Source organism: Sinomonas atrocyanea (genome assembly GCF_030812675.1).
Classification (GTDB): Bacteria; Actinomycetota; Actinomycetes; order Actinomycetales; family Micrococcaceae; genus Sinomonas; species Sinomonas atrocyanea_B.
Map to the genome: position 1 here is coordinate 1 of NZ_JAUSTE010000019.1, position 24,915 is coordinate 24,915.

The window sequence follows — 24,915 nt, forward strand, 5'->3', positions numbered from 1 at the left end:
ACCCGCCAGGGTGTGGGAGAGTAGGACACCGCCGGACAACACCACACGGTCGAGCCCCCCAACCACCAGGTTGGGGGGCTCCCGCACTTAAACACCACCCCACCACACACCCCCCACGCCGGACCCCCGCCCCCCGCGCGGCCCCCGGCCCGCGCACCAGCGCCCTTCGGCCCTACGCGCACACCACAGCCGCCCTCGGCCGAGCGTCGCTGGAACGGGCCGCGGATCGGCCCTACGATCGAAGACGTGGATTCCCTCTTCTCCCATGCGCCCCAGGCCGCCGGCGAGCCGGAGCGCGATGGCGGGCAGCCGCCGTCGCGCGTCTTCCGCCTGCTGCTCGCCGCCCCGCGCGAGATCGTCTACAGCGCCTTCGTGGGGGACCTCCACCTCTGGTGGCCGGCGTCCTATACCGGGTTCGGCGAGGGGACGCATCCCTTCATCGAGGATGCGGTGGTGGGCGAAGAGGGGCCGGACGGGCAGCTCCAGGTGTGGGGCACGGTCACGGAGGAAGTCCCGGGCGAGCTGCTCGTGGTCGCCTGGACGCTCGCGTGGAGCGCCGACTCCCCCACCCGTGTACGAGTGGACTTCCGCGACGCCGACGGCGGGACGGTGGTGGTCTTCACCCACGACGGCTGGGCCCGCGGCACGGAGGGGGCACAGCAGTACGAGAAGTACAGCGACTGGCCCGTGATCCTCGGCCGCTTCGCCGCCTTCTTCGGCCAGCCTGCGGACGCTGTGGAGAGCGAATGACGCTGGACCGGCCGGGCCTCTGGCGATGAAGATGCCTGCCATGGGTACCTTCACGGGCTTTCCGCCAGCGAGTCAGGCGTTCTACGCCGAGCTCGAGGAGAACAACACCAAAGAGTGGTGGAGTGAGCACCAGGACGTGTACGAGCACGCCGTGAGGGAGCCGATGGCTGCCCTGCTGGATGGCCTCTCCGCGGAGTTCGGCCCTGGCAAGGTCTTCAGGCCGCACCGGGACGTGCGCTTCAGCCGGGACAAGTCTCCGTACAAGACAGCCCAGGGCGGCTTCGTGCAGACCGCGGAGGGCACGGGCTACTACGTCCACCTCGACGCCGACGGGCTCGCGACCGGGGCCGGCTGCCACACCTCCAGCCCCGCGCGGGTGGCGCGCCTGCGCGCGGCCGTGGATGCCCCGGACGAGGGGGCCTCACTCCAGTCGATCGTCGAATCGCTGCGCGCCGGCGGGTATGCGATCGAAGGCGAGAGGCTCAAGACCGTTCCGCGCGGCTACGAGAAGGACCATCCGCGCGCCGAACTCCTCAGGCACAAGTCCCTCACCGCGGGGAAGACCTTCGGCGCGCCCCCATGGCTCGCGTCCGCCGACGCGCTCGAGCACGTCCGCGCCGCCTGGACGGACCTGCGTCCCCTCGTGGAGTGGCTCACCGACCACCTCGGCTGAGGTCAGTCGTCGACCAGGTCCTCGTCGTCGTACTCGTCCTCCCGGTGTCGGGCTTCCTCCTGCTCGATGACCTTGAGCAGCTGGGTGTCGGGATTGAGCATGATGGCCGCCTCGTCGCGGCGGTGCCGCAGGACGCTGTCGATGTAGGACTGCACCGTCTCGGCGAGCGGGACATAGCGGTCGAGCCGCTCGGACATGTACCACCGGTGCTCGAGGACCTGGTGCACCACCTCGGCGGGCTCGAGCTTGCCGGAGAGCTCGCGGGGGATCGCCTTGGTGATGGGCTCGAACACCTGGCTGACCCACGCGTGGGCGCTGATCTCCTCGTCCTGGCCCGGGTAGTTCTCGGCGCGGAACGTGTCCATGTCGTTGAGCAGGCGCCGGGCCTGGTTCTCCTGGGCGTCGATCCCGGTGAGCCGCAGGAGCCGCCGCTGGTGGTGGCCGGCGTCGACCACCTTCGGCTGGAGGTGGATGGTGGAGCCGTCCGGTGTGGTCTTGATGGCATACTCCTCCACATCGAACCCGAGCTCGTTGAGCCGGCGGATGCGGGCTCCGAGGCGCCACCGCTCTCCGAGCTCGAACGATTCCTTCTCGGTCAGCTCGTTCCACAGGTTGCGGTAGGAGTCCATGATCCGCTCGCTCGTGGCCACCGGATCCACCTCCTCGTCGATGAGGCCGCCGTCCAGGAGGTCCATAAGCTCGCCCGCGATGTTGACGCGCGCGATCTCCAGGTCGTACTCGCGCTGCCCGGTGGAGAGGTCCGGGTACAGCTCGCCCGTCTCCGCGTCCACGAGGTAGGCGGCGAAGGCGCCGGCGTCCCGTCTGAAGAGCGTGTTGGAGAGCGAGACGTCGCCCCAGTAGAAGCCCACGAGGTGGAGCCGGACAAGGAGGAGCGCCTGGGCGTCGATGAGACGCGTGAGCGTGTCCCTGCGCAGCTTCTGCGAGAAGAGCGCCCGGTAGGGGAGGGAGAACTTGAGGTGCCGGGTCACGAGGACTGGATCCAGCGGCCTCCCATCGGGCGTCTGGCGGTCGCGGATCACGGCCACGGGCTCGACGCACGGCACATCGAGCCGCTGGAGCTTGCGCAGCATATGGTACTCGTGGCGGGCCACGTGCTCGCTCGTCTCCTTGACCGCGATCACCGAGCCGCCAAGCTTGGCGAATCGGACGATGTGCCGGGAGATGCCGCGGGGGAGCGCAGCCAGGTACTGTTCCGGCCAGTCCTCGAGCGCCACGTGCCAGGGCAGGTCGAGCAGCTCAGGGTCGGCCACCGCGGCCGTGATGTTCAGCGACCCCAGCGCCGCGGCTTCGGGGTCGGGGTCCCGCCGTCGGGCGAGCTTGCCCACCTCCTCGTAGTCCGTGGGCTCGTCCTGCCAGGTGGCGCTCTGGTCGGTCATGGCTTCCATTCTTCCGCTGATGGCATAGAGCGCGCAGCCCCGTTCACGCGAATGCCCGCCGGGAGGTCCCGGCGGGCACGTCGCTGTGGTGTGGTGGGCGGCTCAGCCGCCCTCCGGATCAGTCGCCGAGGCGCTGCGCGGACTTGGTGTCGAAGAGGTGGACGTGGCCCTGCTGCGGGCGGACCCAGATCTTCTCGCCCTTCATCGGCGGCCGGCGGCCGTCCACGCGGGCCACGATGTCGTGGTTCTGCCCGTCGAGGGTGGTGTGGCCGTAGATGTACGCGTCTGCGCCGAGCTCCTCGACCACGTCCACCTCGACCTCGAGGCCCTCGCCCTGCGGCGCGGTCTCGAGGTCCTCCGGGCGGACGCCGAGGGTCACCGTGGAGCCGGTGGCCTCGGAGAGGACGTCGCGGGAGACGGGGTAGACGGTGCCGCCGAACTTCACGCCGCCGTCGGCCTCGGGTAGCTCGAGCAGGTTCATGGCCGGGGAGCCGATGAAGCCGGCCACGAAGACGTTCGCGGGGCGGTCGTAGAGGTTGCGCGGCGTGTCGACCTGCTGGAGGATGCCGTCCTTGAGCACTGCGACGCGGTCGCCCATCGTCATGGCCTCGACCTGATCGTGGGTCACGTACACGGTGGTGACGCCGAGGCGGCGGGTCAGCGAGGCGATCTGCGTGCGGGTCTGCACGCGGAGCTTCGCGTCGAGGTTGGAGAGCGGCTCGTCCATGAGGAACACCTGCGGATTGCGGACGATGGCCCGGCCCATGGCGACACGCTGCCGCTGGCCGCCGGAGAGGGCCTTCGGCTTGCGGTCCAGGTACTGCTCGAGGTCCAGCAGCTTGGCCGCCTCGCGGACCCGCTGCGCGCGCTCCTCCTTGGAGACGCCGGCGATCTTGAGCGCGAAGCCCATGTTGTCCGCGACCGTCATGTGCGGGTACAGGGCGTAGTTCTGGAAGACCATGGCAATGTCACGGTCCTTCGGCGGAACGTCCGTGACGTCGCGGTCGCCGATGAGGATGCGGCCCGAGTTCACGTCCTCGAGTCCGGCGAGCATGCGCAGGGAGGTCGACTTGCCGCAGCCGGACGGGCCGACCAGGACGAGGAACTCGCCGTCTGCGATCTCGATGTTGAGCTTGTCGACAGCGGGCTTGTCGGTGCCCGGGTAGAGGCGCGTCGCATTGTCGAACGTAACTGTAGCCACAGTCATCGATCCCTTCACCGGCAGGTACGTGCCGGACGATCCGTAGTGAATGGTTCTTGTTGTTCAGTTGTGTCCCCGAGGGGTGTGGTGCACTGGCCGCCGAAGGTGGCGCCGCCAGTGTGCCACAGCATCAGGAACGAGGGCAGCGCCCTCGCTCACACAGTGAGTATGGCATGGATCACATCGAGTTGAATAATGTGACGTACGCAACGTCCACGATGCGGACGGTGCGCGTCAGGGGGTGCGCTGGGCGGGGAGCTCCGAGCGCAGCCGCGCGAGGAGGGCCACGACCTCGGCCACATCCTCCGGGCTCTCGACGCGGAACCCGGCCGCGGTCTCGCCGTCGCCGACCTTGAGCCCGACGTCGCCCGTCTCGAGGGAGCGGAAGCCGTCCTCGTCGGTGACGTCGTCGCCCGCGAAGAACACCGCGTCCGCCTCGGTGACCTGCCGCAGGAAGGCGAGGCCCTCGCCCTTCGTGGCGTGCACGACCGAGCCCTCGAGCACTTCCTTGCCGTCCTTGAGGAAGATGTCGTGGCGGCCCGCGAGCAGCTTCCGGGCCCCGGTGACCGCCGCGGCGGCGTCCTCCCGATCGGCCTGGCGTGTGTGCAGCACGCGCCCCGCGGGCTTCTCCTCGACCCACGTCCCCGGGGCCTGCGAGGCGATCTCCGTGAAGACGCGGTGCAGGATGTCCAGCGCGTCCCGCTGGTCGGGGTCGAGGGTGACGGGCTGCTCCTCGCCGCCGAGGCGCACCTCGGCGCCGTGGCTGCCGACGAGGAGCGTCCGGGGGTCGGGGGAGGCGACCGCCACGAGGCTCGCGAGCGACCGGCCGGAGACATACGCCGTCCACGTATGCGGGAGCGCCGCAAGCTGTACGACGGCGTCGCCCGTCGCCGGAAGGGGACGCGCGTCCTCGGCCCGCGGGACGATCGGCGCGACCACGCCGTCGAAGTCCAGGGCGACGAGGAGCTTGTCGACCGTGGCGAGGCGCGCGAGTGCTTCGCGCAGTTCCCCGTCAATGCTCACGGGCAGACCTCCTTGAGGCGGGTGAGGAACGAGGCGGACCATTCCTCCACGTTGTGGACCACGATCTGGCGGCGCATGGCCTTCATCCGGCGCGCAGCGACGCCGCGGGGCAGGCTGGTGGCCGTGGTGATGGCGTCCTTGAGGCCCGCAATGTCATGCGGGTTCACGAGCAGCGCCTGCTTGAGCTGGTCGGCGGCGCCGGCGAACTCGGAGAGCACGAGTGCCCCGGTCCCGTCGCGGCGGGCGGCGACGTACTCCTTGGCCACCAGGTTCATGCCGTCGCGCAGGGCGGTGACGAGCATGACGTCGGCCGCGAGGTAGAGGGCGACCATCTCCTCGACCGGGTAGGAGTGGTGCAGGTAGCGGACGGCCGTGTGCTGCATCGTGTCGAAGGTGCCGTTGATGCGGCCGACAGTGCCCTCGATCTCCTCCCGCAGGATCCTGTACTGCTCGACCCGCTCGCGGCTGGGGCTCGCGACCTGGATGAGGGTCACGTCCCCGACCTTGGCCCGGCCGTCCGCGAGGAGCTCCTCGAATGCCTTGAGGCGGTGGCGGATGCCCTTGGTGTAGTCGAGCCGGTCCACGCCCAGCATGATCGTGGTGGGATCCCCGAGGTCGTGGCGGATCTGGCGCGCCCGCTCGATGATCTCCGGACGCTCGGCGAGCTCGCTGATGCGCGCCGTGTCGATGGAGATGGGGAACGCCTCGGCCCGCACCGTGCGCTCCCGCGGCGACCACTCGCCGTCGTGCGCGGGATCCGTCACCGCGAGCCGAGAGCCCTTGCCGGCCGCGCGGGCGTAGCGGCGGGCGGCCCGCGCGAAGTTCGCCGCGTCGTTGGGACGCTGGAAGCCGAGCAGGTCCGCGCCGAGGAGGCCCTCGAGGACCTGCCGGCGCCACGGCAGCTGGGCGAAGATCTCCTGGGGCGGGAACGGGATGTGGTTGAAGAACCCGATCTTCAGATCAGGGCGCAGCCGGCGCAGCATGGCCGGCACGAGTTGGAGCTGGTAGTCCTGCACCCATACTGTGGCGCCCTCGGAGGCCCGCTCCGCGGCCGCGTCCGCGAACCGCTGGTTCACGCGCTGGTACGAGTCCCACCAGGCCCGGTGGAACTCCGGGGGTGCGATGACGTCGTGGTAGAGGGGCCACAGGGTCGCGTTGGAGAAGCCCTCGTAGTAGTTCTCGACCTCCTGGGAGGAGAGCGGCACGGGCAGGATGGTGATGCCGTCGTGTTCGAACGGCTCCAGCACTTCGTCGGGGGCGCCGTGCCAGCCCACCCACGCGCCGTCGGACTTCTCCATGACGGGCGCGAGCGCCGTCACGAGCCCTCCGGGGGAGCGCCGCCAGCCGGAGCCGTTCCCCTCCTCGACCCGGTCTACCGGAAGGCGGTTGGAGACCACCAGGAAGTCGTACAGCTCCCCGTCGGTCTCGCCGGCGGGCTCTCCTGCGGTCTTGGTGGCACTGCTCTGGCTCACGCTCAGCCCCCTCAACTATTCCTCATTGCCCTCCAGCCTACCGGGGAGCGGTGCGCAGCACGTCACACCGGGGCTCGGAACTGCCCGGCGGCGCAGGTCGTTGCGCAGTACGGAAGACCTGCGCGGGCAGGGTGCGGCGCCGGCGCGGCCGAGAGGGCGCGGTGGCGCTGCACTACACTGAGCCCGTCGCCGCCATGCGCGCCGGAAGGTGCCGCGAACCGATCATGAGGAACGATGAGCCCCGCCAATCAGCCACGACAGACCAAGGCAGAGCGCACCGCCGCCGCCCGTGAGAAGGCCCGCCAGATCCGTGAGGCGCAGCAGAAGAGGGAGCGGCGCAACAAGCTGCTGATCCGCTGGGGCGTGGTCGTGGCGCTCGTTGCCGTGATCGCCGTCGTCGCCCTCGTGGTCACCACGTCGATGCGGCAGAACGCGCCGATCGGCGACACCGGTCCGCGCGCGGCGAACACCAACCAGTACGGGGGCGTGACGCTCGGCAAGGGCAGCGCGGTGACGCCCGTGCCGGCCTCGACGGTGAACGTCGCCGACGTCCCCGCAGCCACCTCGAAGCCCACGCAGGGCCAGCCCGCCAACGCCCCCGGGGTCGAGGCGTCCCCGAAGGGGCAGCCGGTCAAGGTGGTCATGTACATCGACTTCATCTGCCCGATCTGCAAGCAGTTCGAGGACACCTACGGCTCCAAGCTGACCCAGGAGCGCAACGACGGGAAGATCACCCTCGAGTACCGCCCGCTTGGCTTCCTCGACCAGCAGTCGACCACGAACTACTCCTCGCGCGCCGCGGCCGCAGCGGCCGCCGTGGCCAACTCCAACCCGGACAAGTACGGCGACTTCGTCAACGCGCTCTACGCCCAGCAGCCCGGCGAGGGCAGTGCCGGTCTCACCGATCAGAAGCTCAAGGACATCGCGAAGAGCGTCGGAGCGAACATCGACCAGGCCGTGGATGACAAGACGTACCGCCCGCAGGTCAAGTACGACACCCAGCTCGCCGCCTCCTCGGGCGTGAGCGGCACGCCGACTGTCTTCGTGGACGGCAAGCAGTGGGGCGTGGGCGCCGCCGCCAACACCCCGTTCGACCAGTTCCTGGACGCGGCGGTCGCAGCGAAGGGCTGATCCTTCCTCCCGCATCGGCCCCTCGGGCTGACGGACGACGGCGGCCCGGTCCCCTCGCGGGGACCGGGCCGCCACTGTTTCTGGCTCCCGGGCGGAGCCGGTAGGCTGGTGCGTGCGCTCCGCGTGGGCGCAGCGCCCCCTTAGCTCAGTTGGCCAGAGCATCTGTCTTGTAAACAGAGGGTCGCCGGTTCGAATCCGGCAGGGGGCTCCACGAACCCCTCTCTGACCAGGCATTTCGCCTGATCGAGAGGGGCTTCTTTGTCTCGCGGATGTTCAACTACACACCAACAACACGGTTTCCATCCCAGATGCGACACCCGTCCCGCCTTGGCCCGCATAGGGACCGCCATGGAGAAGAGCACGAGGCGCCTCGAATCGAGCGCGGACCAGGGCATGCCCGAGCAGTACCTCACCACGGACCAGGTAGCCGCCTGGCTGCAGATCGCGCCGAAGACATTGCGGAACTGGCGTTCGGCCGGACTCGGGCCCCCCGCAATCAAGATCTACGGCCACGTCCGCTACTCCCGGGCCACAGTCGAGGCCTGGGTCGCTGCGACGGCCGAGGTGGCATGATGCCTCGCGCAAGCCTGCCGCTCGGCGCATGGGGCACCATCGGCGTGAAGCACACGATGTACAAGAAGGACAAGAACTCCAAGAGGGTCGAGGACACTTGGGCGTGGCGGGCCACCTGCCGGTTCCGCGACTACGACGGGGTGACCCGCAGCTACAGTAAGTTCGGACCAACAAAGGCGAAGGCCGAGAACGCCTTGCTGATGGCGATGCGCACCCGTCAGGACCATGGGCGGCAGGTGGCCGAGAACCCGACTCTGAGCGAGGTCGCGAAGCGGTGGTTGGCCAGCGTCGAGGTGCCCGAGGTAGTAGTGGACGCCACCGGGAACGCAGTCTCGCCTCCGACCGAGGGCATCCGGCGGCAGACGTGGGACCAGTACGCAGGCCTCGTCCGTCGGCTCATCGAGCCCAAGCTCGGCGCCCTTAAGGTCAACGAGATCAGGACCTCGACCTGCGACTCGTTCCTCCGCTCCCTCGTCGTGGATGGGAGGGGCTACACGAATGCGCGCCTGGCGAAGACGGTGCTCAACCAGATCCTCTCGTACGCGATCCGGCACGACCTCTATACAGACAGCAACCCGGTCCACGACGTGGACCGGATGGTGCGGCCGAAGAAGATCCCGAAGGGACTGACGGCAGCCACCCTTGAGGAGGTGCGCGAGGCCGTGGCGGTTTGGCGACGCAAACCGGGCGTGTCCGGGCCCCGGCCCACGAGCGTGCTCGCGGACATCGTCGAGGTGCTCCTCGGCACCGGAGTCCGGATCGGCGAGGTTCTCGCCATCAGGTGGCAGGATGTCGACCTCGACGGCGACGTCGGCAAGGTCGCAATCACCGGGACCCTCGTAGAGCCTAGGAAGGGCCCGAAGTTCCGTCAGGAGTACCCCAAGAACCCCGGCAGTGAACGCATCCTCCCGGTTCCACGGTTCGTAGTCGACGTGCTCCTGAGGCGGAGCATCGACTCTCCGGCTTCCAACTCAGCCGACGCCGTGTTCTGGCCCAGGAACGGCACCTACATGCAGGCCTCGAGCGTGCGCAGGTCCCTCCGCTCCGCCCTGAAGGCCTCGGGGCTGGACGACTCCGTGGTCGTCACGCCCCATGCCTTCCGCCGTACGGTCGCAACGCTCCTCGCTCGCGAGGAGACCGACGGTGCCGCAGCCGAGATGCTCGGACACTCGAACGTCGCGATGACTCATGCCGCCTATATCCAGAGGCTGAAGGAGGTCGCGGACTACACGCATATCCTGAATCGGCTAGCCCCAGCGGTGCAGAGGGAGTCTTAGTCAAGCCGCAGCCTGGCCGGGGCGGACTTCAACCAACAGCCTTCCATAGAGTCGCGCGGAGTAAGCCTTTGCGACAGTGCGCACGGGCCCCGAAGCAACGCGAATGCGCGGTTCGACAGCCGGCATTCGCGGCGCCCACCGTGTAGTAGCCGCATGGGAGCATCCCTTCCCACACGCGGCCGGGCCGACCCACGGCGGCGTTACTGTTCAGGCGGCCACCCTCTTCAGCCTGGCCGCGTACTGCAGCGGCGGGATCGACCTGTACGTCGCCGGCGGGCGCATCGACGGCGGTGTTGCCACCGCTGAGCGCCCTAGGCAAACTACCTGGCGTAGGCACCGGTCCCCCTATCCCGAGGATCCGTCGGAGCCGCTCATCCACCTCCCGGCCTCCAAGCACGAGCCATTCGTCCGTACGACCGCTGCCGCAGTGAACCGCACGATGGCCCGGGCCGCCTGATGCGGCGGCGGGGCGTTCGGGCACGACGGTCGCCCGAAGGAGGGTCTCCCGTCACCGAAGGCCAAGCAGGGACGCGTCGTCCTCGATGCGGGCGGCGAGCCAGGCGCCGGCGAGGGCGAAGTAGCCATCCAGTGGGGAGCGCTCGGGGGTTCCGGTGGTCAAGCGGGCGCCGTGGACGGTGACGATGAGGACCAAGACGACCTCGAGCGCGGCCTGAGCGGAGTCGATGACCTGCTCTGCCATCCGTTTCGGGCGGCCGTTCTGCAGGCGTGGGGACGACCCCTCTTGACAATGCTGTGATCCACGTCGCACCATCATCGCATAGCAATTTAGAGACTGCATAAAAACCCAAATGACACGTGCATCTGAGACAAAGGAGACCAGAATGACCTCACGGAAGGCGATCCGGCTCGGCAGCGCTGTGGCTGCTGCGGCCATCGCAGTGCTTCCCTTGGCTGCGTGTGGGCAGGACGCTTCGGCGGGATCTGGCGGGGGCAAGAAGGTGATCGGCGTCTCCGTGGCCGACCAGAAGTCGCTCTTCTATGTCGCCGAGGTCGCCGGAATCAAGGACGAGGCCAAGAAGCAGGGCTACGACGTAAACGTCACCTCGGCCAACAACGACTCTTCTGCGCAGATCAAGCAGGTCAACGACCTGCTGACGAAGCAGATCGGCGCCCTGATCTTTACATCCCAGGACTCGACGGCGGCGGCTGCCGGCGTGCGGGCGGCAAACCAGGCGCAGGTGCCCGTCGTCGCCGTGGACCAGCGGCCAGAGTCGGGGCAGGGCAAGCTGGCCACCTACATCGCCACCGACAGCGTCAAGGCCGCCCACGATATGTGTACCTGGATGTTCAAGCAGATCGGCGGCAGCGGCGAACTCGCCATCCTGCACGGCGTGCTGGGCTCCACCGCGGAGACCCAGCGCACTCAGGGCTGCCAGAACGCGCTCAAGGAGAACCCCGGGATCAAGCTGGTCGCCGAGGAGACTGCCAACTGGGACGAGACGGAGGCCTACAAGGCCACGCAGAATATCCTCACCGCCCACCCCAACGTCAAGGCCGTCTTCGGTGAGAGCGATGCGATGGCCCTCGGCGCGGCGAAGGCCTCCAAGGCGGCCGGGAAGCAGATCTTCTCGGTGGGGATCGACGGCTTCCCCACGATGTTCGACGCCGTGGCCAGCGGCCTCACCCAGGGCACGGAGGCCCAGCAGCCCTACAAGATGGGCAAGCTCGCCGTGGACAACGCGATTGCCCTCATGAACGGCAAGGGCGGCGACATCCCTCAGGAGCAGTACCAGGACACGGTGCTGATCGACAAGGCCACGGTGGGCCAGAACAAGGTCGAGGACTTCTACGGTCCAGACGCCAAGTCCTTCAAGTGACCCGATGGGTCCGCACGGGTGGGAGGGATCATGGGCGCAGAAGGCGCTGACGGCCTGATGGCCGAAGGCCTGGTCAAGGCATACAGCGGAGTGACAGTCCTGAAGTCGGTCGACTTCCGGGTCGTTCCGGGGACGGTGGTCGGACTGGTCGGTGAGAACGGGGCGGGCAAGTCCACGCTGAGCTCGGTGATTACCGGGGTCGTCAAGCCGGACGGAGGGCGCATGACGCTCGACGGTGCGGACTACTCGCCATCGAGCCCAGCGGAGGCGCTGCGGCAGGGCGTGGCGCTCATCCATCAGGAGACGAGGCTGATCCAAGACCTGTCCGTGGCCGAGAACATCTTCCTCGGCAGGGTCCCGCAGCGTGCCGGACGCGTCGACTGGGGCCGGATGCGGCAGGAGGCCAAGTCGGTCATGGACTCCCTGGCAGTCGATGTGGATGTCCGCCGCCCCGTGCGCGGCCTGTCGATGGCACTCCAGCAGGAGATCGAGATCGCCAAGGCCCTCAGCCGAAAGCCGCGGTACGTGGTGTTCGACGAGCCCTCGGCGTCCCTCGGCGAGTCGGAGACCGAGCACGTGCTCGAGAGGATCCGCACCCTCCGCGCCGGGGGAGCCGGGGTCGTGTACATCTCGCACCGGCTCGACGAAGTCCGGGACGTGGCGGACGAGATCGTCTGCCTCCGCGACGGCTCCCGCGTCATGTCCTGGTCCTCCGGAGACGTCGCCAAGGAAGCCATCATCAACGCGATGGTGGGGCGTGAATTCACGTACGAGCACATCCCGCCTCAGCCGAGCCGCGACCACACCGTCCTCGAGGTCCGCGGGCTGGGCCGCCGCGGGGCCTTCGAGGGAATCGACTTCGAGCTCAGGCAGGGCGAGGTCCTGGGCATCGCGGGCCTGGTCGGCGCCGGCCGCACCGAGGTGGTCCGCGCCATCGCCGGAGTGGACCGCCCCGATGAGGGCGAGGTCATCCTCGAGGGGCGCAAGCTGCCCTGCACGAGCCCCGAGTCCGCGATCCGGGCCGGCATCGTCATGGTGCCCGAGGACCGCAAGGGCCAGGGGCTCAACCTCGACCGGACCGCTGAGGAGAACCTGACGCTCCCGTGGGAGCGCCGCCTCACCCGATGGGGACTGGTCACGAAGAAGGCCATCCGCGAGGTGGCCGCCTCGCAGGGCCGCCGGCTGGATGTGCGCGGCAACATGACCCTTCCCGTGAAGTCCATGTCGGGAGGGAACCAGCAGAAGATCCTCATCGGCAAATGGCTGGTGAAGGATCCCAAGGTCCTCATCGTCGACGAGCCGACGCGGGGGGTCGACGTGGGGGCGAAGATGGCGATCTACGAGATCATCAGGTCCCTCGCAGCCGAGGGGATAGCGGTCATCGTGGTCTCCTCCGAGCTCGAAGAGGTCCTGGGACTCTCCCACCGGGTCCTCGTCATGGCCGGCGGCCGCCAGCGGGGCATCCTCCCGCGCGCCGAGGCCACCCCCCAACGAGTCATCGACCTGGCCTTTCATTCGGCCGCTACACCTCAGCGATAGAGAGAGCAGTCATGGGAACCACCACTCACCAGGCATCCTTCGGGGAGCCCTCGGCATCCCGCGGGGACCAGCAGGTCCAGAACACGGCGTCGCCCGCGACGCGCACCGCCAGGACTTCTCCCGCCGACGTCCGCTCAGGGGCCGTCCGCGCCCTCCGGGCCCTCCCGGGCCCGCTGCTCGGGCTCATCGCCGTCATGATCGTATTCTCGATCCTCTCGCCCTACTTCTTCACGTGGCGCAACCTTTCCAACATCGTCAGCCAGAACGCCGACCTCGGCATCATGGCAGTGGGGGCCGCGCTGGTCATCCTCATCGGCGGGATCGACCTCTCCGTGGGCTCCAACCTCGCGCTGTCCCTGATGGTCAGCGCGTGGCTGTTCCGCTCGGCGGGCCTGCCGTTCGGCCTGTGCGTCGTGATCGGGCTCGTGACCGGCGCGGCCGTCGGGCTGGTCAACGGGATCCTCTCCACCTACGGGCGCATCCAGCCCTTCGTCGCGACGCTCGCCACCATGTCAGCCTGCGCGGGCCTGGCGCTCTACGTCACCAACGGCAACCCCATCAACGACTTCCCGGACTGGTACCTCGCCCTCACCAGCACACCCGTCCTCGGTATCCCGCTCGAGGGGCTCATCATGGTCGCGATCTTCGTCCTCGCCGCCTTCTGGCTCCGCTTCCGTCCCACCGGGCGGGCGCTGTACGCCATCGGAGGCAACGCGGAGGTGGCGCGCCTGTCCGGCCTGAACGTGACCAGGATCAAGATCGGCGTGTACATGATCGCCGGCCTCCTGGCCGCGGTGGCGGGCGTGATCGTCGGATCCCGCCTCGATTCCGCGCAGCCGACGGCGGGCACGGCCGACCTCCTCAACGTCATCGCGGTGGTCGTGATCGGCGGGGCGAGCCTCTCCGGCGGATCGGGCGGGATGCTGAACACGTTCATCGGCCTGCTCATCATCGGGGTCCTCAACAACGGGATGTCGCTGCTCAATGTCTCCCCGAACCTCCAGCCCGTGGTCATCGGGGTCGCCATCATCGTCGCCGTCCTGACCGACCGCGCCAGCCGAAGCCGCCAGGGCTCATGACGCTGGGCCCCGCGCAGAAGAGGATTTTCCATGTCCACTGAGACGTACATTGTCGAACCGATCGCCGAGATGCTCGGCGCGGCCGATCCGGAGCGGACGCTCGCCCCCTGCGGCATCGGCCAGCTCATCATCGGCCCTGACGCGATGAGCGCCGTGCCGGCCACCCTGGGCGAGCTCCTGGCCTCCGCGGCGGCCCCGCGGAACGGGGCTGCCCGGGCGCGGGTGGCGCTCCTGGTCGACAGGACCCCGATCCTGCGCGGCGAGCAGAACGTCAAGGACGCCGTCGAGGCGCAGCTCGCCGACCAGTTCGACGTCACCCGCACGGTGCTCGACGACGGGCACCCCGAACTCCACGTGGTGGACCCGATCCTCGACGAGGCGGCCCAGGCAGCTGCGGGCAAGGCCGCGGTGGTGGCCATCGGCGGGGGCACCATCAGCGACATCGCCAAGGTCGCCGTCCAGCGGGCAGGCGAGGCCGGAGAGCGGCCGGTCCTGCTTACGGTGCAGACTGCCGCCTCGGTGGATGGCTTCACGGACGACGTCTCCGTGGTCCTCCGCAACGGCGTCAAGCGCACCGTTCCCTCGGCGTGGCCGGACGCGGTGGTCTCGGACACGCTCACCATCGCCGGCGCACCGGAGGCCATGAACCGCGCCGGCTTCGGCGAGATGACCTCGATGCTCGTGGCGCCCGCGGACTGGCGCCTCGCATCCCTCGTGGGGACCGACCCGACGTTCAAGCCCAGCGCGGTGACGCTGCTCGCCTCCGTCGGCAAGGACCTCGAGAGCTGGAGCGCCGGAGTGCGCGAAGCCCGCTCCGATGCGGTGGCCTCCCTGGCGCGCGCGCTCGCCCTGCGCGGGATCGTCACCGGGGTGGCGGGGACCACGGCCGTGCTCTCCGGCGTCGAACACCTCATCAGCCACATGCTCGACCAGTACCGCGGCGGCCACGGCCTGCCGATCGGCCTCCACGGCGCCCAGGTCGGCGCCGGTGCCGTCATCGCTGCGACCGCCTGGGAGATGCTCTTCGAGCGCCTGGGGGGTGCCTCGGACCGGCCGAGGATCGCCACGAAGGCGCTGGACCGGGGCCGCAGCCGGGAGCGCGTGCTGTCCGCCTTCGAACGGGTCGATCCGAGCCTGCAGGTCGCCGAGGAATGCTGGAAGGACTTCTCGGCCAAGCTCGACGCCGTGGAGCGGAACCTCCCTCGCATCACGGCTCTGCTGGGCGACTGGGCCGAGGCCCGGGATGAGCTCCGCGGCCTCGTCCGCCCCGCGGACGCCATCGCCTCGGCACTCACCGAAGCCGGTGCACCCGCTGCCCTCTCCGACCTCGAACCGGGGGTGGAGCCCGAGCTGGGCCGCTGGGCCGTCGAGAACTGTGCGCTCATGCGCAACCGGTTCACGGTCGTGGACCTGCTCACGCTCCTCGGATGGTGGGAGCCGCAGGATGTGGACGAGGTGCTGGAGCGGGCCGTGCGCGCCGGCGCGAAGGCGGAAGCAGGGGGGAAGTGACACCATGCAGCGGGACTACGTGATCGGCGTCGACTGTTCGACCACCGCCGCCAAGGCGGTCGTGTGGAACTCCCGCGGCGACTCCCTCGCCCAGGCGCGCTGCGCCTTCGGCCTGAGCCAGCCCCATCCGGGATGGGGCGAGCAGAACGCGGAGGACTGGTGGGCGGCCTCGGTCGAGGCGATCCGGCGGGCCTCCCAGGCCGTCGACGTCTCGCGCATCGGCGCCGTGTGCATCACCCACCAGCGCGAGAGCTTCGTCTGCCTGGACGCCGAGGGCCTCCCCCTCAGGCCTGCGATGCTGTGGCTGGACACCCGGGCCACCGAGGAGGTCTCCGCGTACGGGACGGAGGAGGTCCACCGGCTCACCGGAAAGCCGGCCAATCCGACGCCGGCCTGGTACAAGCTGCACTGGCTGGCCGCCAACGAGCCCGACACCGTCTCCCGGATCGGGAAGGTGGTCGACGTTCACGGCTTCCTCGTCCACCGCTTCACCGGGCAATGGCTCACCTCCTGGGCCTCCGCCGACCCGCTCGGCCTCGTCGACATGACGACCTTCGACTACGATCAGTCCCTCCTGGACGCCGTGGGCCTCGAGCGTAGCCAGCTCAGCGAGCTGCGCGCCCCCGGGAGCGTGCTGGGACATCTGACGGACGACGCCGCGCGGCAGCTCGGTCTTCCCCGCGACGTTGTCGTCGTGGCCGGCGCGGGGGACGGCCAGTGCGCCCAGCTCGGGTCCGGGGCCACCGTGGGCGGGCGGGCATACCTCAACCTCGGCAGCGGCATCGTCTCCGGCACGTTCTCCGAGCACTACTCCTACGCCCAGGAATACCGGACACTCTCGGCGGCCCAGCCGGGCGCGTACACGCTCGAGACCTTCATCGGCGGCGGGACCATCAACCTGACCTGGTTCGTCGAGAAGTTCTCCGGGATCACGCAGGGCGCGCTCGGCCTCGACCTCACTCCCGAGCAGATCCTCGAGACCGCAGCGGCGAAGCTGCCCCCGGGTGCCGAGGGCCTGCTGGCGCTCCCGTACTGGACCGGGGCGCTCACGCCCTACTGGGACCACCACGCCCGGGGAGTCCTAGTCGGCCTGACCGGCATCCACGGCAAGGCCCACGTCTACCGCGCCCTCCTCGAGGGGCTGGCCTTCGAGCAGCGCCTCCTGACCACCGGGGCCGAGCAGGCCCTCGCGGAGCCGGTCGCCGAGATCATCGCCCTGGGCGGCGGCTCGCGGAGCCCGGTGTGGTGCCAGATCATCGCCGACGTCATGCAGCGCAGCGTCTCGGTGGTCCGGGAGCCGGAGAGCACCTGCCTGGGCGCGGGGATGCTGGCGGCCTCGGCCGTGGGCCTCCACGACTCCGTCGCGGCGGCGGCCAAGGCCATGAGCGGGCTCGGCGTCTCCTATGAGCCGCGGCCGCAGCAGTCCACGGTCTACGACCGCCTCTACGACGTCTACCGGGACATCTACCCGTCCAACCGGGCCCTGTTCGCCCGCCTGGCAGATGCGGCGCGGCCATGAGGGCGCCGGCTCCCGGGGCGCCGGAGGTGCCCGATGCCACGGCCGTGAAGGCCTACGAGGGCTACCTCTTCGACCTCGACGGCACGATCTACCTCGGAGACGAGCTCCTGCCCGGCGCCGAGGACCTCATCAGGGGCTTGCGCAGCTCCGGCCGGGAGACCCTCTTCTTGTCGAACAATCCCACCAAGGACCCCCAGATGTACGCCGACAAGCTGACCAGGCTCGGCCTGGCCACCTCGCCGGAGCGGATCGTGAACCCCTTGGTCACGATCGTTGCGTGGCTGCGGCGGGAGGCGCCGGGCGCAGCGGTCTTCGTCATCGGCGAGGACCCCCTCGTGCGGGCCATCAGAGCGGCGGGCTTCCGCCTGACCGAGGACCCGCGGGAGGTCGATGTGGTCGTGGCCAGCTACGACCGCGGCTTCGACTACCGCAAGCTGCAGATCGCGTTCGACGCGCTGTGGCAGTACCGGCGGGCGCGGCTGGTCGCGACGAATCCCGACGCCTACTGCCCCATGCCGCAGGGCCGGGGCGAACCGGACGCCGCGGCGGTGATCGCCGCCATCGAGGCGAGCACCGGGGCGAAGTGCGAGGCGAACGTGGGCAAGCCCGCGGCCGTCATGCTCACGACGGCGCTCGAGGTGCTGGGCCTGCCTGGGGCGCAGTGCCTCATGGTGGGCGACCGGCTGCACACCGACATCGCCATGGCTGCCTCGGCCGGCATCGACTCCGCACTCGTCCTGACGGGTGAGAGCACCGAGGAGATGGCGCGCCAGCTTCCGCGGGACCGGCAGCCCACCTACGTGCTGCCGCGGATCGACGCGCTCCTGGCCCCGTTCGCCAGGGCCTAGGAAACCAGGTTGAAGAAGCCCTTGCTCCATGGCCGCACCCATCGGTAGAATTTCAATTCAGATCAAGAATATTTACTCAAAGCGAGGAATGATGGATCTCTCCCCAACCACCCAGCTGGAGATGCAGCGGCGCATGCTGCGGATCCGCCGCTTCGATGAGCGGGCCTCGCGCATGGTCAAGCGCGGGCAGATCCCGGGAACCGTGCACACGAGCATCGGCCAGGAGGCCCAGGTCGTAGGCGCCTGCATGGCGCTCGGCGACGGCGACTACATGTCCGGGAACCACCGCAGCCACGGGCACCCGATCGGGAAGGGCTCGCCGCTGGGCCCGCTGATGGCCGAGCTCGTGGGCAAGGCCACCGGAGTGTGTCAGGGCAAGGGCGGCTCCCTGCACCTTGCGGACTTCGCCGTCGGCAGCCTGGGGGAGTCGGGCATCGTCGGCTCCTCGATCCCGATCGCCACGGGTGCGGCGCTGTCGAGCAAGGTGCTCGGCAACGGCAAGGTCTCTCTGGCGTTCTTCGGGGACGGCGCCGCCAACCAGGGCTGCCTGTACGAGGCGATGAACCTCGCCGGCGTCTGGAAGCTGCCCGTCGTCTTCCTCTGCGAGAACAACCAGTACGCGCTCTCGACCCCGGCCCACACGGTCACCTCCGGCGTCATCGCCGAGCGCGCCGCCGGATTCGGCATGCCCGGCGTGCGCGTCGAGGACGGCCAGGACGTCCTCGCGGTCCACGAGGCCGTGGCCGAGGCGGTCGAGCGCGCCCGCCGCGGAGAGGGCCCCTCCCTCGTGGAGGTGGTCACCTACCGCTTCAACGAGCATTCCGAGGGCCTGCGCCTCGGCACCGACTACCGCGACGCGAGCGAGAAGGCGGCCTGGGTCGAGCGTGACCCGATCGTCCTGTTCCGCCAGCATCTCGAACGTGAAGGGGTGGCCTCCGCCGAGGAGCTGGACGCCCTCGAGGCCGAGGTCATGGCCGAGGTCGACGAGGCGGTGCGCTTCACCGACGAGAGCCCCTACCCGGACCCCAGCGTCGCCTTCAAAGACCTCTACACCGAACCGATCGGAGCGATCGCATGACTGTCATGAGCTACCTCGGCGCCATCGGTGCCGCCCAGCGCGAGGCCATGGAGGCCGACGAGCGGGTCGTCATCATCGGCGAGGACGTCGAGGCCAACGTCTACGGCACCACGGGCGCCGGCAAGTCCCGCAAGGACAAGGGCGACTTCCTGGAGATGTTCGGGTCCAACCGGATCCGCAACACCCCGATCTCCGAGGAGGTCATCGTCGGTTCGGCTATCGGCGCCGCGATGACGGGCCTGCGCCCCATCGTGGACCTCTCGTACTCGAGCTTCCTGTACATGGCCATGGACCAGTTCGTGAATCAGGCGGCCAAGAACCGGTACATGTTCGGCGGCCAGGCCTCCATCCCCGTGGTCTTCCGCTCGGCGATGTTCTATGGGCTCAACACCGGAGCGCACCACTCGGACCGCCCGTACCCGATGTTCATGAACGTCCCCGGGCTGAAGATCATCGTTCCCGCCACCCCGTACGACGCCAAGGGGCTCCTGCGCACTGCGGTCGACACCGACGACCCGGTGCTGACCTTCGAGGCCTGCATGCTCTGGGGGAGCAAGGGCGAGGTGCCCGAGGAGGAGTTCTGGATCCCGTTCGGCCAGGCCCGAGTGGCACGCCAGGGGAGCGATGTCACGGTGGTGGCGATCTCCAGCGCCGTGCCCGAGGCCCTCGCGGCGGCAGAGGCCCTGGCAGAGGACGGCCTCTCGGTCGAGGTGATCGACCCGCGCACCCTCGTGCCGTTCGACACTGAGGCGGTGATCCGGTCCGTGCAGCGCACCGGCCGGCTCGTGATCGCCGATCCCGCGCACCGCACGTGCTCCGCGGCGGCGGAGATCTCGGCGATCGTCGCGGAGGAGGCCTTCGAGTCGCTCAGGGCGCCGATCATGCGGGTCACGACGCCGGACACGCAGATCCCGTTCAGCCCGGCGCTGGAGAAGCAGCTGTACCCAAACCGGGCCAAGATCGAGGACGCCATCCGGCGGGTCACCGGCCTGATGGCGAGCACCTCCAACCCAGAACTGACGTCGCCCGCGCCGCGGATGTGACGGTCCTACAGAACACCGATTGAAGGAGAGAAAGACATGGCTAGAGTCGAGGTCCTGCTGCCGCAGTGGGGTATGGGCATGAGCGAGGGCACCGTTGCCACGTGGCTCAAGAACGTCGGCGACAGCGTCGCCGAAGACGAACCGCTCGCCGAGGTCGAGGCGGAGAAGGTCGAGGAGACCCTCGAGTCTCCCGCCTCCGGCGTCCTGGCCGAGATCGTCGTCCCCGAGGGCGAGACCGTCGAGGTCCGCGCCGTGCTGGCCTACATCGAGACGGCCTGACCGGGCCGAGAGCAGGAAGGGACAGGGACCATGTCACAGGTTGACCCCCGCCAGATTGTCGACGAGGCCACCAGCGGCGGCTACGCCGTCGGAGCGTTCAACATGCACAACGAGGAGACCACCGAGGCCCTCGTCAGGGCTGCCGAGCGCGCCCAGTCTCCGGTCTTCCTCCAAGTCGGACGGGCGATCGTCCCGCACATGGGCCTCAAGAAGGCCTACGAGATGACCCGGCGGATAGCCGAGGAATCGGACGCGGACTACGTCATCCACCTGGACCACGGCCCGTGGGACGAGGTCTTCGAGGCGATCAAGCTCGGCTTCACGTCCATCATGTACGACGGCGCGCACCTTCCGTTCGAGGAGAACATCCGCACCACCCGCCGGGTGGTCGAGGTGGCCCACGCCTTCGGCATCCCCGTTGAGGCCGAGCTGGGCAAGATCCCCAACGCCGACGAACAGGTCGACTGGTCCTCGTACTACACCGACGTGGCCCAGGCCGAGCGGTTCGTGGCCGAGACCGGGGTCGACTTCCTCGCGATCTCCGTGGGCATCGTCCACGGCGTGCCCCTCGCCAAGCCGCAGCCGCTCGACATCCAGCGCGTCAAGCAGATCGAGGCCGCGGTCGGCATCCCCCTGGTCCTGCACGGCGCCTCCGGGGTGCCCGACAACGAGATCCTCGCCGCGATGGCCGCCGGCGTGCACAAGTTCAACGCCGACACGGACCTCCGCCTCGCCTTCCGCTCGGGCATCGAGGACGTCTGGGCCCAGGGCGACCGCCAGCTCGAGGAGGCCATGGCAGAAGGCCGCGAGCGCATGATCGAGGCAACCGTCCAGAAAATGAAGCTCTACGGCTGTGCCGGCAAGGCCCAGCACCGCCGACAGCTGGTCCAGCAGTGACCACCGAGCAGCGCGAGGACAGCGTCACCACCCCCCTCAAGGGCATCCGGCGCACGGCCGCGCGGCGGATGACGGCCGCCTGGGGCGCGCCGGCATTCCACCTCTCGACGAGCGCTGACATGGGAGCGGCGCTCTCCGTGAAGGAGCGCGCCCCGGGGGCCACGGTCACGGACGCCATCCTCGCCGCCTGCGCGGCGGCGCTCCTGGAGCATCCCGCGATCAACGCCCACTACGCCGACGAGGCCGTGACGGCCTTCGGCCAGGTCAACCTCGGCCTCGCCGTCGACACCCCGGCGGGACTCATGGTCCCGGTCGTCAAGGATGCGGCCCGGCTCGACCTGACGGGCATCGCGGAGGCGAGGCGCGACCTCGCCCAGCGTGCCCGCCAGGGAAGCCTGACGATGGCGGACGTCTCGGACGGGACCTTCACCGTCTCCAACCTGGGCATGCTGGGCATCGACTACTTCGATGCCATCCTCAACGTGCCCCAGGTGGCGATTCTCGCCATCGGCACCACGCGCGAGGAGCAGGTCAGGGATCGCGACGGCACTATCAGCTGGCGCCCTCGGGCCCGGATCACCCTGACGTGCGACCACCGGGCCGTGGACGGCGCGACCGGCGCCCGATTCCTCACCGCGGTGAAGGACCGCCTGGAGACCGCATAGCGCGGGCTGAGGCCACTGCAGCATAAGGCGCCCCCGGCCGGGAAGGCCGGGGGCGCCCTCTTGCCGTGCCCAGGCAGGAAGTGGGCAGCGACGCTGATCTACGACGGAACACCCTGTGAGCGGACTGTGGCCTGTCCTCCCGGCTTAACACAGCGAGGGCCCGCACACATTCTCGCTCCCTGCCGGGATCCCTCGACCGCGGCGGCTGGGGCCTCCTCGAGCAGGACCAGGGGAAACCGCGACCATGAGGCCCCTATCGGCTGACGACGTGCGTTCCACTAACTGGTCGATGACCACTGCCGGATGGCCTGCACGTCACCACAAGCAGGAGGGCGCCCTGCACCAGCATCAGGTCGCGCCGCCGAGGTGCTCGGGCCGGAAGGTCCAGGACAGCAGGCCCCACCAGCATCGACGGCGACCCGTCCTCTTGCGCTCCGTGGGGCCGGGTGGGTGGCCGGCGAGCGACCACCCGGCCCCGAAACCCGGAAAGACAAATGGCTCCCCCGGTTCCGGGCCCTCAAGCCCGGCCCCGGGGGAGCCGTTCGCGTCGTCGCCGTCAGTGGAGGCGGCTCACCACCTCGCGGATGAGGGGCCACACGCGCGCCACCGAGGTGAAGTTCACCGACTCCTTGGGGGAGTGGAGGTCATGGAGCTCGGTGCCGATCGAGATGATGTCGAGGCCTGGCAGCTTCTGGCTGAACATGCCCAGCTCGAGGCTGCACTGGGAGACGTGGACCTCGGGATCGGTGCCCATGACCTCCGAGTAGGCCTTCCGGGCGACGTCGAGGAGCTTCGAGTCCGGCCGGTAGGGGAACTCCGGCGCGTCGAGCCCGTACTGCTCGACCGACGCGCCGCCGCCCGCGAGGGCGACCAACGAGCGCACCCTGTCGAGGATCTCGTGCTTGCGCGAGGTGACGGCCGCCGTGATGGTCGACATGAGCCGCGCACCGTCCGCCGTGGTGCGGACCGTCCCGAGGTTGTTCGAGCTCTCCACGATGCCCGGCACCGTCAGGCTCCAGCTCAGGACGCCGTTCGGGATCAGCGCGGTGAGCCGCGCGAAGCGTGCCCCCGCAGCCGCCGAGAAGGCGTGCCCCGGGCGCTCCGCCGAATCGAGCTCGAGCCGGATGCCCGGATCGGCCTTGCGGTACTCGTTGAGCAGCGTGCGCTCGAGTTCGGAGACGGCGTCGGCCACGCCGGAAACGTTCTCCGGCCGCAGCGACAGCACGACCTGGGCATCCGCCGGAATGGCGTTGTTCTGCGCTCCACCGTAGGGGTCGCTGATCCTGACGTCGAACCGGTCCATCAGGGTCGTCAGAGCCCGCGCCAGAATGAGGACGGCGTTCGCACGCTCCAGATGGATGTCGAATTCGCAGTGGCCGCCAGCCAGGCCGCGGACCTTGAGCAGGCGCGTCTCGGTGTGCGTGTCCGGCACCGGCGCCCACTCTGCGGGCACGTCGACGGTGAAGGTCACGTCGCCACTGCAGCCGGCGAGGATCTCCTTGTCGGTGATCCAGTTGAAGTCGATCATCCGCTTCCCGGACAGCTTCGACGTGTCGAACTGGGCGGCTCCCACCTTCCCCTTCTCCTCCATGGCGGTCAGGACCGCCTCGAGCGGCGGATGCGGGATGTCCTTCGAGTCCAGGAGCGCAAGGATGTAGGAGACGCCGATGCCGTTGTCGGCCCCGAGGGAGGTCCCGTTCGCCGTGACGAAGTCACCGTCGAGGAGGAGCTCGATCGGATCCTGTTCGAAGTCGTGGGTGACGCCGTCCTCCTTCTCGCACACCATGTCCAGGTGCCCGTGAAGGATCAGCGGCGGTGCGCCCTCCAAGCCATGCTGACCGGGCTTCTTCACGAGGACACAGTGCAGATCATCCTGCGTCGCCTCGAGGCCACGCTCGCGGGCGAAGTCGACGACCCAGTCGGCGACCTCCTTCTCATTGCCGGAGCCGCGGGGGATGTTGGACAGGCTCTCGAAGAACGAGAACACCTCTTGGGGCTGGATCGATGTGAGGGTGGGCATCGGGCTGTTCCTTCTCTGGCTGCCCGGGCCGCCCGCTAAGGGCGGCCCGGATGGTGGTCGTGGAGGCTGGGTGAGCGGTCCGGGGCTACTTCACCACGCCCTGGCGCTTCCTGCCCATGGTCAGGGCTACGGCGACGATGATGACGAGCCCGTAGACGAGGCTCTGGGCCTGGGGGCTGATGCCCACCGCAGTCGCGCCGATGGGCACGAGGCCCACGGTGAGGGAGCCGAAGACGATGTTGATCGGATTCGTGACACCGCCGGTGATGGCCGTGCCGCCCACAATCGCGGCGGTGATGCCCGGGAGCAGCAGATCGCTGCCGAGCCCGAAGGAGGAGGCGGCGCCCGCCTGGGCGATGACGAGCACACCGGCCAGCCCGGACAGCAGGCCCGAGAGGGCGAACGCTGCCACCTTCAGCCAGCGCGTCCTGAGGCCGGAGAAGAGGGCGCCGCTCTCGTTGAGGCCAACGGCGGTCATCCCCTGCCCGGCCCGGGTGAACCGGAGCACGGCCCAGAGAACGACGGCGCACACGACGCCGACCCAGAAGGCCATGGGCAGGCCCGCGATCGCGGTGCCGAACAGCGGGGCGAGCAGGTCCGTGTTGGCGGTGGCGTAGACGGTTGTCGCGTGGCTGACCTCGAGTGATGCAGCCTGCACGATGCCGAGCGTGCCGAGCGTGAGGGCGAACGACGGGATCTGGCCGAAGGCGATCAGGAACCCGTTCACGGCGCCGATCAGGGTCACCACGACGAGCGTGAGCAGGGGAGCCGCGGGCCCGAGGGGCTCCAGCGCCTGCGCGAGGATCATCGCAGAGAGAACCACGGTGGCGGCGTTGGAGAGGTCGATGGAGCCGAGGTTGAGCACCATCGCCTGGCCCAGGGCCACGAGCAGGATGGGCGCTGCCTGCACGGTCAGGATGCCGAGACCGCCGCCCGTGACGAAGGTCGGAGTCAGGACGGCCACCAGGGCGAACAGGGCGATGAAGACGGCGATTGGGCCCACCGTCTGCCATAGGCCGGCGGGACGAAGGTTCGCCCGCTTCTGCTTGCCTGAGGAGGGGGCGGAGAGCGGCTCCGGTCGGAGAACGGCGTTGTGTGTCATGG

Annotated in this window: 23 protein-coding genes and 1 tRNA gene; 17 read left to right on the forward strand and 7 right to left on the reverse strand. The window is 69.3% G+C overall.

The genetic code is table 11. From position 1 onward, the window contains the following. Nucleotides 1–246: 246 nt before the first annotated feature. Together J2W20_RS18115 and J2W20_RS18120 are read left to right on the forward strand one after the other, a co-directional pair. A complete protein-coding gene (locus J2W20_RS18115; RefSeq protein WP_307008411.1) occupies nt 247–750 on the forward strand; it encodes an SRPBCC domain-containing protein in 504 nt (167 codons plus the stop codon). Between the two features lie 40 nt (nt 751–790). Then, on the forward strand, nt 791–1,423 hold the full coding sequence (locus J2W20_RS18120) for a DUF2461 domain-containing protein (RefSeq protein WP_307008413.1): 633 nt from the start codon (nt 791–793) through the stop codon (nt 1,421–1,423). Nucleotides 1,424–1,425: 2 nt separating this feature from the next. Here J2W20_RS18120 and J2W20_RS18125 read toward each other — a convergent pair whose 3' ends face one another. The 4 genes from J2W20_RS18125 to J2W20_RS18140 all read right to left on the reverse strand — a co-directional run bounded on the left by J2W20_RS18125 (nt 1,426) and on the right by J2W20_RS18140 (nt 6,456). Continuing rightward, nucleotides 1,426–2,820 (reverse strand): DUF4032 domain-containing protein, encoded by a 1,395-nt coding sequence (locus J2W20_RS18125; RefSeq protein WP_307008415.1) that lies wholly within the window; start codon nt 2,818–2,820, stop codon nt 1,426–1,428. Nucleotides 2,821–2,938: 118 nt separating this feature from the next. Beyond that, complete coding sequence (locus tag J2W20_RS18130; RefSeq protein WP_307008417.1) at nt 2,939–4,021, reverse strand: ABC transporter ATP-binding protein; 1,083 nt, start codon at nt 4,019–4,021, stop codon at nt 2,939–2,941. Nucleotides 4,022–4,255: 234 nt separating this feature from the next. Then, nucleotides 4,256–5,044: a trehalose-phosphatase gene (gene otsB, locus J2W20_RS18135; RefSeq protein ID WP_307008419.1), complete on the reverse strand. Its 789-nt coding sequence runs from the start codon at nt 5,042–5,044 to the stop codon at nt 4,256–4,258. Continuing rightward, complete coding sequence (locus tag J2W20_RS18140) at nt 5,041–6,456, reverse strand: alpha,alpha-trehalose-phosphate synthase (UDP-forming) (protein ID WP_307008471.1); 1,416 nt, start codon at nt 6,454–6,456, stop codon at nt 5,041–5,043. Before J2W20_RS18140 ends, otsB begins: the two co-directional genes overlap by 4 nt. A gap of 294 nt (nt 6,457–6,750) precedes the next feature. Here J2W20_RS18140 and J2W20_RS18145 point away from each other — a divergent pair, with 294 nt between their 5' ends. The 4 genes from J2W20_RS18145 (at nt 6,751) to J2W20_RS18160 (ending at nt 9,497) form a co-directional block, all read left to right on the forward strand. Next, on the forward strand, nt 6,751–7,647 hold the full coding sequence (locus J2W20_RS18145; protein WP_307008421.1) for a DsbA family protein: 897 nt from the start codon (nt 6,751–6,753) through the stop codon (nt 7,645–7,647). Between the two features lie 134 nt (nt 7,648–7,781). Beyond that, a tRNA-Thr gene (locus J2W20_RS18150) sits at nt 7,782–7,858 on the forward strand. 137 nt (nt 7,859–7,995) lie between these two features. Next, nucleotides 7,996–8,220: a helix-turn-helix transcriptional regulator gene (locus J2W20_RS18155; RefSeq protein WP_307008423.1), complete on the forward strand. Its 225-nt coding sequence runs from the start codon at nt 7,996–7,998 to the stop codon at nt 8,218–8,220. 44 nt (nt 8,221–8,264) lie between these two features. Beyond that, on the forward strand, nt 8,265–9,497 hold the full coding sequence (locus tag J2W20_RS18160; protein ID WP_307008426.1) for a tyrosine-type recombinase/integrase: 1,233 nt from the start codon (nt 8,265–8,267) through the stop codon (nt 9,495–9,497). Nucleotides 9,498–10,005: 508 nt separating this feature from the next. Here J2W20_RS18160 and J2W20_RS18165 read toward each other — a convergent pair. Continuing rightward, a complete protein-coding gene (locus tag J2W20_RS18165; RefSeq protein ID WP_307008428.1) occupies nt 10,006–10,197 on the reverse strand; it encodes a hypothetical protein in 192 nt (63 codons plus the stop codon). A 142-nt stretch (nt 10,198–10,339) separates the two neighbouring features. Here J2W20_RS18165 and J2W20_RS18170 point away from each other — a divergent pair, with 142 nt between their 5' ends. The 11 genes from J2W20_RS18170 (at nt 10,340) to J2W20_RS18220 (ending at nt 21,791) form a co-directional block, all read left to right on the forward strand. Beyond that, on the forward strand, nt 10,340–11,335 hold the full coding sequence (locus J2W20_RS18170) for a substrate-binding domain-containing protein (protein ID WP_307008429.1): 996 nt from the start codon (nt 10,340–10,342) through the stop codon (nt 11,333–11,335). 30 nt (nt 11,336–11,365) lie between these two features. Beyond that, on the forward strand, nt 11,366–12,874 hold the full coding sequence (locus tag J2W20_RS18175) for a sugar ABC transporter ATP-binding protein (RefSeq protein ID WP_307008431.1): 1,509 nt from the start codon (nt 11,366–11,368) through the stop codon (nt 12,872–12,874). An 11-nt stretch (nt 12,875–12,885) separates the two neighbouring features. Then, complete coding sequence (locus J2W20_RS18180; RefSeq protein ID WP_307008434.1) at nt 12,886–13,953, forward strand: ABC transporter permease; 1,068 nt, start codon at nt 12,886–12,888, stop codon at nt 13,951–13,953. Nucleotides 13,954–13,983: 30 nt separating this feature from the next. After that, nucleotides 13,984–15,462 carry an iron-containing alcohol dehydrogenase gene (locus tag J2W20_RS18185; protein ID WP_307008436.1) on the forward strand — a complete coding sequence of 493 codons (1,479 nt, stop codon included), beginning with the start codon at nt 13,984–13,986 and terminating at the stop codon, nt 15,460–15,462. A gap of 4 nt (nt 15,463–15,466) precedes the next feature. Then, nucleotides 15,467–16,981: a xylulokinase gene (locus J2W20_RS18190; protein WP_307008437.1), complete on the forward strand. Its 1,515-nt coding sequence runs from the start codon at nt 15,467–15,469 to the stop codon at nt 16,979–16,981. A gap of 26 nt (nt 16,982–17,007) precedes the next feature. Beyond that, nucleotides 17,008–17,829, forward strand: a complete 822-nt coding sequence (locus tag J2W20_RS18195) for an HAD-IIA family hydrolase (RefSeq protein WP_307008439.1) — start codon at nt 17,008–17,010, stop codon at nt 17,827–17,829. A gap of 91 nt (nt 17,830–17,920) precedes the next feature. Further along, nucleotides 17,921–18,907, forward strand: a complete 987-nt coding sequence (locus tag J2W20_RS18200; RefSeq protein WP_307008441.1) for a thiamine pyrophosphate-dependent dehydrogenase E1 component subunit alpha — start codon at nt 17,921–17,923, stop codon at nt 18,905–18,907. Continuing rightward, nucleotides 18,904–19,950: an alpha-ketoacid dehydrogenase subunit beta gene (locus J2W20_RS18205; protein WP_307008443.1), complete on the forward strand. Its 1,047-nt coding sequence runs from the start codon at nt 18,904–18,906 to the stop codon at nt 19,948–19,950. Before J2W20_RS18200 ends, J2W20_RS18205 begins: the two co-directional genes overlap by 4 nt. 36 nt (nt 19,951–19,986) lie before the next feature. Then, nucleotides 19,987–20,229, forward strand: a complete 243-nt coding sequence (locus J2W20_RS18210; RefSeq protein WP_066494297.1) for a lipoyl domain-containing protein — start codon at nt 19,987–19,989, stop codon at nt 20,227–20,229. Nucleotides 20,230–20,259: 30 nt separating this feature from the next. After that, nucleotides 20,260–21,126: a class II fructose-bisphosphate aldolase gene (locus J2W20_RS18215; RefSeq protein WP_307008446.1), complete on the forward strand. Its 867-nt coding sequence runs from the start codon at nt 20,260–20,262 to the stop codon at nt 21,124–21,126. After that, nucleotides 21,123–21,791, forward strand: a complete 669-nt coding sequence (locus J2W20_RS18220) for a 2-oxo acid dehydrogenase subunit E2 (RefSeq protein ID WP_307008447.1) — start codon at nt 21,123–21,125, stop codon at nt 21,789–21,791. The genes J2W20_RS18215 and J2W20_RS18220 overlap by 4 nt, the downstream gene beginning before the upstream one ends. A 556-nt stretch (nt 21,792–22,347) precedes the next feature. On the opposite strand, the gene pepD is transcribed toward J2W20_RS18220, so the two are convergent. Continuing rightward, entirely contained in the window at nt 22,348–23,811 is a 1,464-nt protein-coding gene (pepD, locus tag J2W20_RS18225; RefSeq protein ID WP_307008449.1) for a beta-Ala-His dipeptidase, read from the reverse strand. An 85-nt stretch (nt 23,812–23,896) separates the two neighbouring features. Then, nucleotides 23,897–24,913, reverse strand: coding sequence for an ABC transporter permease (locus tag J2W20_RS18230; RefSeq protein ID WP_307008451.1), 1,017 nt, complete (start codon nt 24,911–24,913; stop codon nt 23,897–23,899). Nucleotides 24,914–24,915: the final 2 nt, after the last annotated feature.

Coding starts and splice junctions, on each gene's coding strand:
- J2W20_RS18185 (WP_307008436.1), top strand. CDS start 13,984: ATGTCCACTGAGACGTACATTGTCGAACCGATCGCCGAGATGCTCGGC.
- J2W20_RS18125 (WP_307008415.1), bottom strand. CDS start 2,820: ATGACCGACCAGAGCGCCACCTGGCAGGACGAGCCCACGGACTACGAG.
- J2W20_RS18170 (WP_307008429.1), top strand. CDS start 10,340: ATGACCTCACGGAAGGCGATCCGGCTCGGCAGCGCTGTGGCTGCTGCG.
- J2W20_RS18165 (WP_307008428.1), bottom strand. CDS start 10,197: ATGGCAGAGCAGGTCATCGACTCCGCTCAGGCCGCGCTCGAGGTCGTC.
- J2W20_RS18190 (WP_307008437.1), top strand. CDS start 15,467: ATGCAGCGGGACTACGTGATCGGCGTCGACTGTTCGACCACCGCCGCC.
- J2W20_RS18155 (WP_307008423.1), top strand. CDS start 7,996: ATGGAGAAGAGCACGAGGCGCCTCGAATCGAGCGCGGACCAGGGCATG.
- J2W20_RS18210 (WP_066494297.1), top strand. CDS start 19,987: ATGGCTAGAGTCGAGGTCCTGCTGCCGCAGTGGGGTATGGGCATGAGC.
- J2W20_RS18205 (WP_307008443.1), top strand. CDS start 18,904: ATGACTGTCATGAGCTACCTCGGCGCCATCGGTGCCGCCCAGCGCGAG.
- J2W20_RS18120 (WP_307008413.1), top strand. CDS start 791: ATGGGTACCTTCACGGGCTTTCCGCCAGCGAGTCAGGCGTTCTACGCC.
- J2W20_RS18215 (WP_307008446.1), top strand. CDS start 20,260: ATGTCACAGGTTGACCCCCGCCAGATTGTCGACGAGGCCACCAGCGGC.
- J2W20_RS18200 (WP_307008441.1), top strand. CDS start 17,921: ATGGATCTCTCCCCAACCACCCAGCTGGAGATGCAGCGGCGCATGCTG.
- J2W20_RS18180 (WP_307008434.1), top strand. CDS start 12,886: ATGGGAACCACCACTCACCAGGCATCCTTCGGGGAGCCCTCGGCATCC.
- J2W20_RS18175 (WP_307008431.1), top strand. CDS start 11,366: ATGGGCGCAGAAGGCGCTGACGGCCTGATGGCCGAAGGCCTGGTCAAG.
- J2W20_RS18145 (WP_307008421.1), top strand. CDS start 6,751: ATGAGCCCCGCCAATCAGCCACGACAGACCAAGGCAGAGCGCACCGCC.
- J2W20_RS18230 (WP_307008451.1), bottom strand. CDS start 24,913: ATGACACACAACGCCGTTCTCCGACCGGAGCCGCTCTCCGCCCCCTCC.
- pepD (WP_307008449.1), bottom strand. CDS start 23,811: ATGCCCACCCTCACATCGATCCAGCCCCAAGAGGTGTTCTCGTTCTTC.